The sequence below is a fragment of the Polaribacter sp. M10 genome (genome assembly GCF_054968445.1).
Genome location: NZ_JBSSBG010000011.1, coordinates 14,646 through 27,985 on the forward strand (window position 1 = coordinate 14,646; position 13,340 = coordinate 27,985).

14 protein-coding genes are annotated in these 13,340 nt (G+C 30.3%); 11 read left to right on the forward strand and 3 right to left on the reverse strand.

The annotated features are described in order from the left end of the window. Positions 1-39 precede the first annotated feature (39 nt). From ACWYN7_RS10920 to ettA, 11 genes are all read left to right on the forward strand, one after another. Positions 40-399, forward strand: a complete 360-nt coding sequence (locus tag ACWYN7_RS10920) for a DoxX family protein (protein ID WP_462859976.1) — start codon at positions 40-42, stop codon at positions 397-399. Further along, positions 392-799 (forward strand): OsmC family protein, encoded by a 408-nt coding sequence (locus tag ACWYN7_RS10925; RefSeq protein ID WP_462859977.1) that lies wholly within the window; start codon positions 392-394, stop codon positions 797-799. The genes ACWYN7_RS10920 and ACWYN7_RS10925 overlap by 8 nt, the downstream gene beginning before the upstream one ends. A 116-nt stretch (positions 800-915) precedes the next feature. Then, positions 916-1,449 carry an NADPH-dependent FMN reductase gene (locus tag ACWYN7_RS10930; RefSeq protein ID WP_462859978.1) on the forward strand — a complete coding sequence of 178 codons (534 nt, stop codon included), beginning with the start codon at positions 916-918 and terminating at the stop codon, positions 1,447-1,449. Between the two features lie 2 nt (positions 1,450-1,451). Further along, on the forward strand, positions 1,452-1,700 hold the full coding sequence (locus ACWYN7_RS10935; protein WP_462859979.1) for a glutaredoxin family protein: 249 nt from the start codon (positions 1,452-1,454) through the stop codon (positions 1,698-1,700). Between the two features lie 105 nt (positions 1,701-1,805). Continuing rightward, positions 1,806-2,243 carry a MarR family winged helix-turn-helix transcriptional regulator gene (locus ACWYN7_RS10940; RefSeq protein WP_462860092.1) on the forward strand — a complete coding sequence of 146 codons (438 nt, stop codon included), beginning with the start codon at positions 1,806-1,808 and terminating at the stop codon, positions 2,241-2,243. Between the two features lie 88 nt (positions 2,244-2,331). Next, positions 2,332-3,201: a pirin family protein gene (locus ACWYN7_RS10945; RefSeq protein WP_462859980.1), complete on the forward strand. Its 870-nt coding sequence runs from the start codon at positions 2,332-2,334 to the stop codon at positions 3,199-3,201. 136 nt (positions 3,202-3,337) lie between these two features. Continuing rightward, complete coding sequence (locus ACWYN7_RS10950; RefSeq protein ID WP_462859981.1) at positions 3,338-4,042, forward strand: pirin family protein; 705 nt, start codon at positions 3,338-3,340, stop codon at positions 4,040-4,042. 121 nt (positions 4,043-4,163) lie between these two features. Further along, positions 4,164-6,188, forward strand: a complete 2,025-nt coding sequence (locus tag ACWYN7_RS10955; RefSeq protein ID WP_462859982.1) for an FAD-dependent oxidoreductase — start codon at positions 4,164-4,166, stop codon at positions 6,186-6,188. 78 nt (positions 6,189-6,266) lie between these two features. Then, on the forward strand, positions 6,267-6,884 hold the full coding sequence (locus tag ACWYN7_RS10960; protein ID WP_462859984.1) for a hypothetical protein: 618 nt from the start codon (positions 6,267-6,269) through the stop codon (positions 6,882-6,884). 178 nt (positions 6,885-7,062) lie between these two features. After that, on the forward strand, positions 7,063-7,245 hold the full coding sequence (locus ACWYN7_RS10965; RefSeq protein WP_462859985.1) for a CAL67264 family membrane protein: 183 nt from the start codon (positions 7,063-7,065) through the stop codon (positions 7,243-7,245). 53 nt (positions 7,246-7,298) lie between these two features. Next, positions 7,299-8,990, forward strand: coding sequence for an energy-dependent translational throttle protein EttA (ettA, locus tag ACWYN7_RS10970; protein ID WP_462859986.1), 1,692 nt, complete (start codon positions 7,299-7,301; stop codon positions 8,988-8,990). Between the two features lie 536 nt (positions 8,991-9,526). Here the strand turns inward: ettA and ACWYN7_RS10975 are convergent. From ACWYN7_RS10975 to ACWYN7_RS10985, 3 genes are read right to left on the reverse strand one after another with little or no spacing between them, the layout of a single operon-like run. Then, positions 9,527-11,335, reverse strand: a complete 1,809-nt coding sequence (locus ACWYN7_RS10975; protein ID WP_462859987.1) for a sodium:solute symporter family protein — start codon at positions 11,333-11,335, stop codon at positions 9,527-9,529. A gap of 47 nt (positions 11,336-11,382) precedes the next feature. Beyond that, positions 11,383-12,258, reverse strand: a complete 876-nt coding sequence (locus tag ACWYN7_RS10980) for a sugar phosphate nucleotidyltransferase (RefSeq protein ID WP_462859988.1) — start codon at positions 12,256-12,258, stop codon at positions 11,383-11,385. A gap of 5 nt (positions 12,259-12,263) precedes the next feature. Continuing rightward, positions 12,264-13,340, reverse strand: a complete 1,077-nt coding sequence (locus tag ACWYN7_RS10985; RefSeq protein WP_462859989.1) for a mevalonate kinase family protein — start codon at positions 13,338-13,340, stop codon at positions 12,264-12,266.

Below are 13,340 nucleotides of genomic sequence, written 5' to 3' on the forward strand. Positions count from 1 at the left end.
TTAATTTGTAATTTTGTATAGAATTTAAAATCAACCAAAATGAAAACAACCAAGATAATATATTACGTTTCAACAGCATTATTAACAGCTTTAATGCTTTTTTCTGCAGGAATGTATTTCTTTAATCATCAAGAAGTTGCAACCATGTTTTCCAATTTTGGGTATCCAACTTATATCATATATCCATATGCTGTTGCAAAAATATTAGGAATTGTAGCCATATGGTTTATCCCAATTAAAACAATAAAAGAGTGGGCTTATGCAGGTTTTTTCTTTGCTTTTATATTAGCATTTTTCGCACATATAATGATTGGTGATGGCGAACAAATGGGAGCAGTTTTGGCAATGGTATTTTTAATTACATCATACATCACTAAAAAGAAAATAAGCAATGGCTAAAAATAAAAATGTTTCAGTTGTTTTATCTGAAAAAAAATATTTAGCAGAAGCAAAAGCTAGAAATCATTTTTTGGTAATAGACGAACCAGTTGTTTCTGGTGGAGATGATAATGGGCCAACTCCTGTAGAGTATTTATTAACTGCTGTTGGTGGTTGTGTGTCAATAACTTTAAGAATGTATGCAGAAAGAAAAGGTTGGGATGTGGGTAAAATAACAGTTAATCTATCTCAAAAAGAAGAATTAACACCTAATGGAATTAAAAAATCTTTACTAGAAGAAATTTCTTTCGAAAACGAAATAACTGAAGAACAAAAAACAAAACTATTAACAATTGCAGGTAAATGTCCTGTTGCAAAAATGGTTAAAGGAGAAACAGAAATAGCAACTAGTATTCAGTAAAAAAGTCTTCAGTTGGCAGTCTCAGTTTTCAGTATGTCAGTTCAAGTGATTTTTCTTTTTAGAAAAATTGAATCGAGAGCTATTAAATGAATATATAAACAGACAATTATAAAATTATGAAAAAAATATTAGCATTTGCAGGGAGCACAAGCTCAACTTCTATAAACAAACAATTGGCAACTTTTGCCGCAGAAAATTTAGAAAACACATCTTTTGATGTAATTGATTTAAGAGATTTTTCTATGCCTGTATATAGTACAGATGAAGAACAAAATGGTTTTCCAGAAAACGCAATTAAGTTAAATGCACTTTTAAATAATTACGATGGATTTATCCTATCATTAGCAGAACACAATGGTTCTTATGCAGCCGCATTTAAAAATATTTTTGATTGGAGTTCTAGATTAGAAGTAAATGTTTTTAGAGAAAAACCTTTATTCTTAATGGCAACTTCTCCAGGACCAATGGGAGGTAAGTTTGTGTTATCAGCTGCAGAACAAAGATTTCCAAGACAAGGAGCTAAAACCATTACCACTTTTTCTTTACCAAGTTTTTATGATAATTTTAAAGAAGGTAAAATTGTTAATGACGATCTTTTATCAACATTAAAAACAAAAGTTGTAGAGTTTGAAAGTAATGTAATTCAATAATTATGAAAATTATTTTATACGGAAAATCGGGACATGCCTATACTGTAGCCTTTAAAAACTTTTTAAATTCAACTGATATTCCTTACACTTATAAAGATATTTCTAAAGATGTTGAAGCCAGAGAACACAGCAAAGAATTGTATAATGGAGTTGCAAAATACCCAACTTTGTTTGTAAACGATAAAGTTTTTTTAACTCCAACTACAGAAGAATTTAATAAAATAATGCAAGATTTAAAGTTACGAGCGTAAATAATTTTAAGAGACAAGAAATAAGCAAGAATAAAATTATAAAATAATTAAATGTCAGACAGAGCTTGTCAAACTCTTTAAGTTTAAACAATGAACACTGAATATATGGGAGATATTTCAAAAGACATCAACACTAGCTTTAAAAACGAAAAGTTAAAAGCATTAATCAATATAAAATACACGTCTAATTGGTTAAATAGCAAAGAGAATGAGTTTTTTAAACCCTATGGAATTTCGCCTCAGCAATACAATATTTTAAGAATTTTAAGAGGAGCAAAAGACAAAATTAAGGTGCAAATTGTAAAGGACAGAATGATAGAAAGAGCACCAAACGCAACTCGTTTAATGGATAAGTTGTGTGATAAAAGTTTGATAGAAAGAGAACGTTGTGAACATGACAGAAGAGTAGTTTATGTTAAAATAACAAAACAAGGTTTAGCGCTTTTATCTACAATAGACGTAGAAAATACACTAACCTATTTAGATAACCTTACAGACGAAGAGGCAAAAACATTAAGCAATTTGTTAGACAAACTAAGGTAAAACAAGTTATTTTTTTAAGAAAAATAATCTATTCTGTTTTTTAATGATGCTAATTTTTTTTCAAATTTTAAAGTAATAATTGTAAATTATGAAAACCTATAAAACCACACAGAAATTAGTATCTAGTCCGCTTGTAAATATGGGACCCATAAAATTGCGTCAACCTTTACCAACACAAGGTTTAGAGAATGTAGATCCGTTTTTATTATTACATCATTATGGCCCTTATGCAATTTCAGAATTTAACAATCCATTAGATTTAGGTCCTCATCCTCATAGAGGGTTTGAACCCATAACTTTGTTGTTTAAAGGCGAGCAATTACACAGAGATTCTCTTGGAAATGAAATGATTTTAAAAGCAGGTGGAGTTCAATGGACAACAGCTGGCAGAGGAATTATTCATGCAGAAGCTCCCACCAAAGAATTTGTAAAAAAAGGTGGCGATTTAGAAGGGATTCAGTTGTGGTTAAATTTGCCTGCTAAAGACAAAATGATGACGCCTAATTATCAACATTTAGAAGAAAAACAGATTCCTAAATTGTATTCTGATGATAAAAAAATACAATTAAATATTATTGCAGGCCATCAAAAAAACACATCAGGATTAATAAAAACACAAACCGAAGTTCATGTGTTTACAGCCAATGCAGATAAAGATGGTAATCTAGAAATTAATATACCAGAAACACATCAATCTTTAATTTATCTCTTAGATGGAGAAATTTTGGTCAACAATTCTGATGTTTTAAAAAAGGGTGAAAATCAAATGATTGTTTTTAATCAAGATGGAAATACCATTCAATTTAAAGCGCAACAAAAAAGTAATTTATTGATTCTTTCAGGTGAGCCTATCAACGAAAAAATTACACAATATGGACCTTACGTAATGAATACGCAAACCGAAATTTTAGAAGCAATGAGAGATTATCAGCAAGGAAAAATGGGATATTTATATTAATCTTTGGGCGTTACCTAAAAAGGTCGCGCTTTCCATTATATCTTTTTTGTGAAAAACAAAAAAGGATGCCATTTCAATCGCTAACGCAAAATTAGTGACTCAAAATTAAGTTTAGAACAATATTAAAATAATTATCATGAAAAAAACAATTCACAAAGCAAATACAAGAGGTTATGCCAATCATGGTTGGTTAAAATCGCATCATACTTTTAGTTTTGCCAGTTATCAAGATTCTGAAAGAATGAATTTTGGAATGTTACGTGTTTTAAATGATGATGTTGTTCAGCCAAAAATGGGTTTTGGTACACATCCTCATAGAAATATGGAAATTATTTCGATTCCGATTTCTGGTGCACTTTCTCATAAAGATAGTATGAACAATCAACGCTCAATAGAAGTTGGAGAAGTACAAGTAATGAGTGCAGGTACTGGTTTAACGCATTCAGAATTTAACGATAGTAAAACAGATGAGGTTAATTTTTTACAACTTTGGATACTTCCAGAACAACAAGAAGTTGAGCCTTATTACAATCAAAAATATTTTGATATTACAGAACGCAACAATAGATTTCAGGTTTTAGTATCGCCAAAAGACAAACAGATTGATGGTTCTTTACCTATAAATCAACAAGCTTATTTATATCTAATTGATATGGATAAAAATTATACAACTGAGTATGGTTTAAAAAACGGAGCTTACTTTTTTTTAATTGATGGTGAAGTTGAAATTGCTGATGAAAAACTGCAAAGTAGAGATGCAATTGGTATTGAAAATGTAGAAAAGGTTAAAATTACAGCATCAAAAGCAAGTAAATTATTGGTAATTGATGTACCCATTTAAGTATTTTTCTTAATTATTTATACAAAGCCAAAGAATCAAATTCTTTGGCTTTTTCATTTCAAAAAATAAACATATCTTGCAAAGTATTATGCATGCATAATAAATTTAAATTTTTAGAGATATGAAGTATAAGCACATTTTTGAACCATTAGATTTAGGATTTACAACCATAAAAAATAGAATATTAATGGGGTCTATGCATACAGGTTTAGAAGAAGAAAAAAATGGAATGGATAGAATAGCTGCTTATTATGCAGAACGTGCTAAAGGAGGTGTAGGATTAATTGTAACTGGAGGAATTGCGCCAAATATACAAGGATGGACAGGTCCTTTTGCAGCAAGAATGTCTAGAGAAAAAGATGCTATTCATCATCAAAAAATAACAGCAGCAGTCCATAAAGAAGGAGGCAAAATTTGTATGCAAATTTTACATGCAGGTAGGTATGGTTATCATCCTTTTAATGTTGCTCCTTCAAAAATAAAATCGCCAATAACGCCTTTTAAACCTTTTAAATTAACAAAATTGGGTATTAAAAGAACTATCAGAGATTTTGTGAATTGTGCAGAATTATCGAGAATGGCAGGTTATGATGGTATAGAAATAATGGGTTCTGAAGGGTATTTAATCAATCAATTTATTGCAAAAAGAACCAATAAAAGAACTGATAATTGGGGAGGTGATTATGAAAATAGAATGCGTTTACCTGTAGAAATTGTAAAACAAATTAGAGCATCTGTGGGTGAAAACTTCATTATCATTTATCGATTATCGATGTTAGATTTGGTAGAAAATGGAAGTTCTTGGCAAGAAATTGTAAAATTGGGTAAAGCAATAGAAAAAGCAGGAGCAACCATTATAAATACAGGTATTGGTTGGCATGAAGCAAGAATACCAACAATTTCTACTTCTGTACCTAGAGCTGCTTTTACTTGGGTTACCAAAAAAATGAAAGAAGAAATTTCAATTCCGTTGATAACTTCTAACAGAATAAATATGCCAGAAACTGCAGAAAAAGTTTTAGCAGAAGGCCATGCAGACATGATTTCTATGGCTCGTCCTTTTTTAGCAGATCCAGAATGGGTAAATAAAGCTAAAGCTGATAAAAGTGATGAAATAAATACTTGTATTGGTTGTAATCAAGCATGTTTAGATCATGTTTTTCAAAGAAAAGTAGCCAGTTGTTTGGTAAATCCTAGAGCTTGTCATGAAACAGAATTAAATTATAATCTTACAAATAATCCCAAAAAAGTTGCAGTTGTTGGTGCAGGTCCTGCAGGTTTGGCTGCTGCAACTATTGCAGCAAAAAGGGGACATTCTGTTACTTTGTTTGATGCAGCTTCAGAAATTGGAGGTCAGTTTAATATGGCTAAACAAATTCCGGGTAAAGAAGAATTTTACGAAACCATTCGATATTTTAAAAAGCAAATTGAATTGCACAATGTAGATTTAAAACTAAATACCAAAGTATCAGAAAAAGATTTTCAAAATTCTGATTTTGATGAAATTGTATTAGCTACTGGAATTAAACCAAGAGCATTAAAAATTGAAGGAATTGAGCACCCAAAAGTTTTGAGTTATATCGATGTTTTAAAACATAAAAAGCCTGTAGGTAAAAAAGTTGCAGTTATTGGTGCAGGTGGTATTGGTTTTGATGTTTCTGAGTATTTGTCTCACGAAGGAGAATCTACAGCTTTAAATATTGATGCTTGGTTAAAAGAATGGGGTATTGATAAATCTTTAAAAGCAAGAAGTGGAATAGAAGGTATTCAACCAGAGGTTGAAGCTTCACCAAGAGAAATTTACATGTTTAAAAGAAGCAAAGGTAAATTTGGTGGAAATCTAGGTAAAACAACAGGTTGGATTCACAGATCTACTTTAAAAAAGAAAAAAGTTCAGTTTATAGGAGAAGTTACTTACAACAAAATAGATGATCAAGGTTTGCATTATAGTAAAAATAATGAAGATGTGGTTTTAGATGTAGATCATGTAATTATTTGTGCTGGGCAAGTACCTTTTAAAGAATTGTATCAACCTTTACTAGATTTGGGCAAAAATGTACACGTAATTGGTGGGGCTGATGTGGCAAGTGAGTTAGATGCTAAAAGAGCTATAAATCAAGGAGCAAGATTAGCAGCTAGTTTGTAATTAGATTTAAATTGACTTTGTAGCACAAGTTTTTAGTAAAAATAGACTCTAAACTTTTATAGACAATTAAAAAACATCATGAAATATCTATTTTTTGCAACACTTTTATTGGTAAGTAGTTTCATTTTTTCTCAAGGTATGAGAAATGGTGGAGGTGGAATGAATCAACAAAACAGACAAGGAGCAACAAGACAGGTTCAGGAATTTAAGGCAAGTGATGCTGCAGGTATTTTTTATTATGAAACTGATGAGGTCATTAAAAAAATAAAAGTTAAAGACGATCAATTAAAATTTAAAGTAAAAAAAGCTTTAAGTAATTACAATTTTAAAATTAAAGAAATTGCGTTTTTAAACTCAGTAAAATTAAACGATTTAGATAAGCTAATGGCTGCAATGAGAGATTCTCAACCTACAAATCTGCAAGACAATTCATCCAATTCTGATGAAAGACAAAATATGAGAAAAGCCATTGGTAAGGTAATTCGACCAATTAAAGATGAAATATTAAGTAATGAAGAGGTTTTAAATAAAACTTTAGAAGAAATTTTGTCTGAGAAGCAAAATAAAAAATGGCTAAAATATCAGAACAACATCAAAGAAAGCTTACAACCTAAAAGACCCGATAACAATGGGCAAAATAGAATGCAAAGAATGAATGGTAGAGGTGGTGGCTCAGGAGGAATGCGCAGACAATAAAATCACTTTTTAATTTTTTTAATTCTTAGTTATATATTAAAATTTTATTTTTTTTTTTTTTTTAATGTAGAATTAATTTTATAATTAACAGTAATATGAGTTTTACATTTTATGGGGTTCGCTTTAAAATCTCCTTATTTTTTCTCATATTTGCTGTTAAAACAAACGGATAGGAAATATGGCAATGAATAAAAATACTGTACTTGGATGGGCTACATTATTAATGATAGTAATGGGTATAGTGTTAATTTTATTAGGAGGATACAGATACAAAGATGTTGCAGGATGGGGTTTTGCAACTGTTGGTTTTGGTTTTTTCTGTATAGCTTGGGTATTTAATGCTCTTAAAGGAAGAGTATAAAGTCTACAAATTTCTGTAGCAATTTTACATTTATTTTAAAAAAACATATTAAAATGTCAGACGATAAGAAAGTCATTTTTTCCATGAATAAGGTTTCTAAAACCTATCAATCAACAGGAAAACAAGTATTAAAAGATATTTATTTAAGTTTCTTCTATGGTGCTAAAATTGGTATTCTTGGTTTAAACGGATCAGGTAAATCAACATTATTAAAAATTATTGCTGGTGTAGAAAAGAATTTTCAAGGTGATGTTACTTTTTCACCTGGTTATAAAGTTGGGTATTTAGAACAAGAACCTCAATTAGATCCAGAAAAAACAGTAATCGAGGTTGTTAGAGAAGGTGTTGCAGAAACTGTTGCAATTCTAGATGAATACAACAAAATTAACGACATGTTTGGTTTAGAAGAAGTCTATTCTGATGCAGATAAGATGGAAAAACTAATGAACCAGCAAGCAGAATTACAAGATAAAATTGATGCTGCCAATGCTTGGGAATTAGATACCAAATTAGAAATTGCAATGGATGCTTTAAGAACTCCTGATTCTGATAAAAAGATTGGAGTACTTTCTGGAGGAGAAAAAAGACGTGTTGCCTTGTGTAGATTGTTATTACAAGAACCAGAAATCTTATTATTAGATGAGCCTACCAACCACTTAGATGCAGAATCTGTACATTGGTTAGAGCATCATTTAGCGCAATATAAAGGGACTGTAATTGCTGTAACGCATGATAGATATTTCTTAGATAATGTTGCAGGTTGGATTTTAGAATTAGACAGAGGAGAAGGTATTCCTTGGAAAGGGAATTATTCTTCTTGGTTAGATCAAAAATCAAACAGAATGGCGCAAGAAAGCAAAACAGCTTCTAAACGTCAAAAAACTTTAGAACGAGAGTTAGAGTGGGTTCGTCAAGGTGCAAAAGGGCGTCAAACAAAGCAGAAAGCGCGTTTGAAGAATTATGACAAATTAATGAGTCAAGATCAAAAACAAGTTGATGAAAAATTAGAAATCTATATTCCTAATGGACCTCGTTTAGGAACCAATGTTATTGAAGCTACAGGTGTTTCTAAAGCTTTTGATGATAAGATTCTTTATGAAAACTTAGAGTTTAATCTTCCACAAGCAGGAATTGTTGGAATTATTGGGCCAAATGGTGCTGGTAAAACTACCATTTTCAAGATGATTATGGGAGAAGAAACTCCTGATAATGGTAATTTTAAAGTAGGTGAAACTGCTAAAATAGCTTATGTAGATCAAGCACATTCAGACATTGATCCTAATAAAACCATTTGGGAAAACTTTTCTGATGGTCAAGATTTGGTAATGATGGGAGGCAAGCAAGTAAATTCTAGAGCCTATTTAAGCCGTTTTAACTTTTCTGGAAGTGAGCAAAATAAAAAAGTGAATACACTTTCTGGTGGAGAAAGAAACAGATTGCATTTGGCAATGACGCTAAAAGAAGAAGGTAACGTTTTACTTTTAGATGAGCCAACAAACGATTTAGATGTAAATACGTTAAGAGCCTTAGAAGAAGGTTTAGAAAACTTTGCAGGTTGTGCAGTAGTAATTAGTCACGATAGATGGTTTTTAGATAGAATTTGTACACATATTTTAGCTTTTGAAGGCGATAGTCAAGTGTATTTCTTTGAAGGTTCTTTTTCTGATTACGAAGAAAATAAAAAGAAACGTTTGGGTGGAGATTTAATGCCAAAACGTATTAAGTATAAAAAGTTAATTCGATAGCATTAAAAAATCTTCATTCTATCAAGGCGATTTTGGTAGAATGAAGATTAACCTAGTTCAAATAATTAATAAAGCTGGGGGCTTGTCACAAAGATAATTGTTAAATCGACTTAACTTATCAGGTAAAACCCTTAATTTATTAAAGAATAATCCTTGTTTATACAAAAACTAAAAGCTGATATTTTTTAAATATCAGCTTTTAGTTTTATAGAAAAATATACTTTTATAAGTAGTTTTTTGTTCTTATCAATAATTTTAAAACCTTAAAAGTCAATTTTGTAAATACGCTTAAAAAAGGGAAAAATGCGAAGAAGAAAATCATAACGATTAAACCTTGTTCAAGAGATTTTAAATTACCAATCGAAAATATGTAAAGGCCAGAAAAATATAATACAATAGCTGTTATTACAAGTAAAAGGACTTGTCTTATGGTGTCTTTGTCCATAATATTGGGGAATTTTAAGGGTTTTAAAATAAAGCATCGAATATACGATATTTTTAAAATAATTTTAAGAGAAACATTAAAAAATTAAAATTTACAAAACATCACTTTTTATTTTCTTCCAGGTTTTAATTAATAAAACGCAAGCTATAATAGCTATAATTGTGGTTATAATAGCCGTTTTGTAATTACCATAAATCCAATAACCAGTGGTAAAAAGACAACTGTAAATTAAAACACAACCTAATAACATAGCTAAAATTCCAGAAGGTACATTCCAGTTTTTATTGGCTTCTAATAGAGTTTTATTATTAGGTATTTTGTTTAAAACTGTTTTCCACCCAGGACCTCCAGGCTCTGTTTTTAAGTAAAATTTTTCTAAAACTTCGTGTTTTTCGGGTTTAGTTAAAAAGGTAAATAATAACCATATTGCAGTGGTAATAAAAACGATTGTTGGTAATTTAGCCCAAAGAGGTAAAAATCCATCAGCACCAAAAAAGGAACTACTAATACTTTCTGATGAAAAAATTAAAGAAATTACACCAGAAACAATCATGGCAGAAATTTCGCTCCAAGCATTAATTCTCCACCAAAACCATCTTAAAATAAAAATTAAACCTGTACCTGCACCAAACATAATTATAATGTCGAAAAGTTGTTTTGCATTTTGTAAGTACAATGCAAAAAGTGCACTAAAAATCATCAATAAAATTGTAGAAATTCTGCCTACAGCAACCAAATGTTTTTCTGAAGCATTTTTTTTGATGTGTTGTTTGTAAAAATCATTCACTATATAAGATGATCCCCAGTTTAAATGCGTAGAAATCGTTGACATATATGCAGCAATTAAAGAGGCTAAAACCAAGCCTAATAAACCACTTGGTAATTTTGTAAGCATGGCAGAATACGCTAAATCATCACCTAATTTACTCTCAGAAATATTAGGAAAAGCTTCTTGAATACTAGCAATATCTGGAAATACAATTAAAGAGGCTAAGGCAACTAAAATCCAAGGCCAAGGACGTAAAGCATAGTGCATAATATTAAAGAAAAAGGTAGCCCCAATTGCATGATTTTCATCTTTGGCAGCTAACATTCTTTGTGCAATATAACCACCACCTCCAGGTTCTGAACCAGGATACCAAGAACTCCACCATTGTACAGCTAAAGGAATTATTAAAAGTGTAATAATGGCTTCTGTATTATTAAAATCGGGTAAAATAGAAATTTTATCTACCACATTTTCATGAGTGATTAAAGCCTGAATTCCGCCAATCTCTGGCAAGTTTACTAAATAATAAGCTGCACCAATTGCACCAGCCATTGCTGTAAAAAACAATAAAAAATCGGTATAAACAACACCTTTAAATCCTCCTAAAGCACTAAAAATAACTGTAACTGTGCCTGCATAAATTATGGTTTCCCAAGGTTGTAAACCAAGCATTATGCTTCCTATTTTAATGGCAGCTAAAGTTACACCAGCCATTGCAAAAATATTAAATAAAAAGCCTAAATATAAAGCTCTAAATCCTCTTAAAAATTTGGCAGGTTTACCTCCATACCGCAATTCGTAAAATTCTATATCTGTTTTTACATTCGATTTTCGCCATAATTTTGCGTAAACAAAAACAGTTAATAATCCAGTTATTAAAAAGGCCCACCACATCCAATTTGATGAAACTCCGTCTTTTCTAACAATATCAGTAACAAAATTAGGAGTATCTGTAGAAAAAGTAGTGGCAACCATAGAAACCCCTAATAACCACCAAGGCATATTTCTCCCGGAAAGAAAAAATTCGGTTGAGTTTTTTCCTGATTTTTTAGAGACATAAATCCCAATAAATAAAGTGATTAAAAAAAACGTAATGATTAATACATAATCTAATGTACTTAAATTGACCATAAAAATTTATTGATGGTTAGGCTGCTTGCAATATAGAAATTTAATAATTACCAATTTAAAGTATCTGGGAAATGCTTTTTTAAATATTCTTTAATGATGATAATATCGTCTTTAGCAGTTAAATCGGGTACGTGTTCAGAAAGCGGAATTGCCAAAAACGCATCAGGGTTATCTGCTATAGCATTTAAAACTACAGTTGGCAATTCTTTTTCATTTCGCTTAGGATGAATAGGACAATTTTTTAAATAAGGATACATCATTTTACCATCCATTTTAAAAATATTCATGCTAACTCTAATTTTACCTTTTTCGTCTTTATAATTTTCAGCTTCTTCTAAAGTCGGTTTTTCGATAATGTTTTTTAGGTGATTTTTATCATCCAAATTCATAATTGCAAAAGAATAAATTTTTTCTAAAGAAAATTCTAATGCATCTCTATCAAAAGAAATTAAAGCATTTAAATGACTTGTTTCTCTTAATGATTTTAAAGAATTTTCTGAATATAAATTATCGCTATTACAAACCGTAAATTGTTGGGTTTGTAGTTCTGGAAATTGGTCTACAGCCTGAAAAACTGCATCTGCAGTTCCAAAAGGTTTAACTCTATTTTTTGGAATGTATTGAATAGGGAAAGAGATGTTTAATCCGTTAAAATTATTGTTTTTACTCTTTTGCCCGTAAAATTCTTTAAACAACCCTCCTTTTTCATTAATAACAATATAGATGTTTTTATAACCTGCTTTTTTTGCATTAAATAAAAGATAATCCATTAGAGGTCTACCAGAATTACTTACACTAATTAAGCTTTTACTTCTATTATTTGCTTGATTAATTTCTTCATCATTTACAGATTTAGAAGTAGCAGGTTTTTTCATTCTAGAAGACATTCCTCCAGCTAAAATTATTAAATTATCGTGCATCATATTTTTTATTCAATTCTAGCTCCTTGATCTACAGCAGCAATATAAACATCTTTTGCACCTGCATTTAAAAGTGCTTTTTTTATAGCTTCTTCTTTATTTTTAGGTGATAAAACAGCAATGCTTCCTCCACCTCCAGAACCCACAATTTTTGCGCCTAAAGCACCTGCAGTATGAGCAGCATCAATCATAGCATCAATTTTAGGAACTGTTATTTTTAAAAGATTTTTTAAATAATGATGATGTTGATTCATTAAATCCCCAATTTTAACAATATCTAATTTTTCTTTTTTAAATTCAATTAGTGCTTTTTTTGTGACATTAAAATTGCCAATTGCAGCTTCTAAATAAGGTTTTAAATCAGATGAAACACAATCTAAATATTTTTGTAAATCATTAGGATTAGCAGTTTCTACTGTAAAGTTTTTTATTTTTTTCCGAACTTCTTTTATAGCCAACCAAGAATTGGTCTTTAGCCTTTTTAATAAAGCAGTTGTTTCTTTTGGAACTCCAGAATCTGCCATAATTAATCCAGTTAAAGGTGCTTTTAAAACATCATAAGAAAATACATCACCAGTTTCTAAATAAATAATATTTCCTAAACCAATACTGTATTGATCCATTTTACCTCCAGGATTGTTAAACTCTAAAACTTCTGCTTCAAAAGCTAATTGAGAAATGTTTTCTGGAGTTGCTAATTTTTCTGGACCAAAGGCTTTTAATAAAAATTGTACCCAAGCCACTGTTAATGCAGATGAACTAGAAGTACCAGAATTTATTGGAATTGTACCAGTAATTAAAATATCATAACCTGAATCTGGTATACAATTATATCTTTTTAAAACTTGTAAAGCAGATTGTAAAAAATCTTCTTTTTCTAGTTTTTCAATAGTTTCGTAAATCGGAATTTTTCTTTTTTTATTGATGTCTGGCAAATCAATATTAAAAATTTCAGTATTATTTTTTGTGGCTTTTAAAGTAATGTGTCTGTTGATGGCACAAGCAATAATTGGCAATCCTAAATAATCTTGATGATCGCCAAACAAACATGTTCTTCCTGGTGCTATGGATATAATTTCTTTCAA

What these genes read in the sequence shown, in the direction of transcription:
- ACWYN7_RS10955 (WP_462859982.1), top strand. Translation starts at nt 4,164, where the DNA reads ATGAAGTATAAGCACATTTTTGAACCATTAGATTTAGGATTTACAACC.
- ACWYN7_RS10930 (WP_462859978.1), top strand. Translation starts at nt 916, where the DNA reads ATGAAAAAAATATTAGCATTTGCAGGGAGCACAAGCTCAACTTCTATA.
- ettA (WP_462859986.1), top strand. Translation starts at nt 7,299, where the DNA reads ATGTCAGACGATAAGAAAGTCATTTTTTCCATGAATAAGGTTTCTAAA.
- ACWYN7_RS10960 (WP_462859984.1), top strand. Translation starts at nt 6,267, where the DNA reads ATGAAATATCTATTTTTTGCAACACTTTTATTGGTAAGTAGTTTCATT.
- ACWYN7_RS10925 (WP_462859977.1), top strand. Translation starts at nt 392, where the DNA reads ATGGCTAAAAATAAAAATGTTTCAGTTGTTTTATCTGAAAAAAAATAT.
- ACWYN7_RS10975 (WP_462859987.1), bottom strand. Translation starts at nt 11,335, where the DNA reads ATGGTCAATTTAAGTACATTAGATTATGTATTAATCATTACGTTTTTT.
- ACWYN7_RS10965 (WP_462859985.1), top strand. Translation starts at nt 7,063, where the DNA reads ATGGCAATGAATAAAAATACTGTACTTGGATGGGCTACATTATTAATG.
- ACWYN7_RS10935 (WP_462859979.1), top strand. Translation starts at nt 1,452, where the DNA reads ATGAAAATTATTTTATACGGAAAATCGGGACATGCCTATACTGTAGCC.
- ACWYN7_RS10940 (WP_462860092.1), top strand. Translation starts at nt 1,806, where the DNA reads ATGGGAGATATTTCAAAAGACATCAACACTAGCTTTAAAAACGAAAAG.
- ACWYN7_RS10980 (WP_462859988.1), bottom strand. Translation starts at nt 12,258, where the DNA reads ATGATGCACGATAATTTAATAATTTTAGCTGGAGGAATGTCTTCTAGA.
- ACWYN7_RS10945 (WP_462859980.1), top strand. Translation starts at nt 2,332, where the DNA reads ATGAAAACCTATAAAACCACACAGAAATTAGTATCTAGTCCGCTTGTA.
- ACWYN7_RS10920 (WP_462859976.1), top strand. Translation starts at nt 40, where the DNA reads ATGAAAACAACCAAGATAATATATTACGTTTCAACAGCATTATTAACA.
- ACWYN7_RS10950 (WP_462859981.1), top strand. Translation starts at nt 3,338, where the DNA reads ATGAAAAAAACAATTCACAAAGCAAATACAAGAGGTTATGCCAATCAT.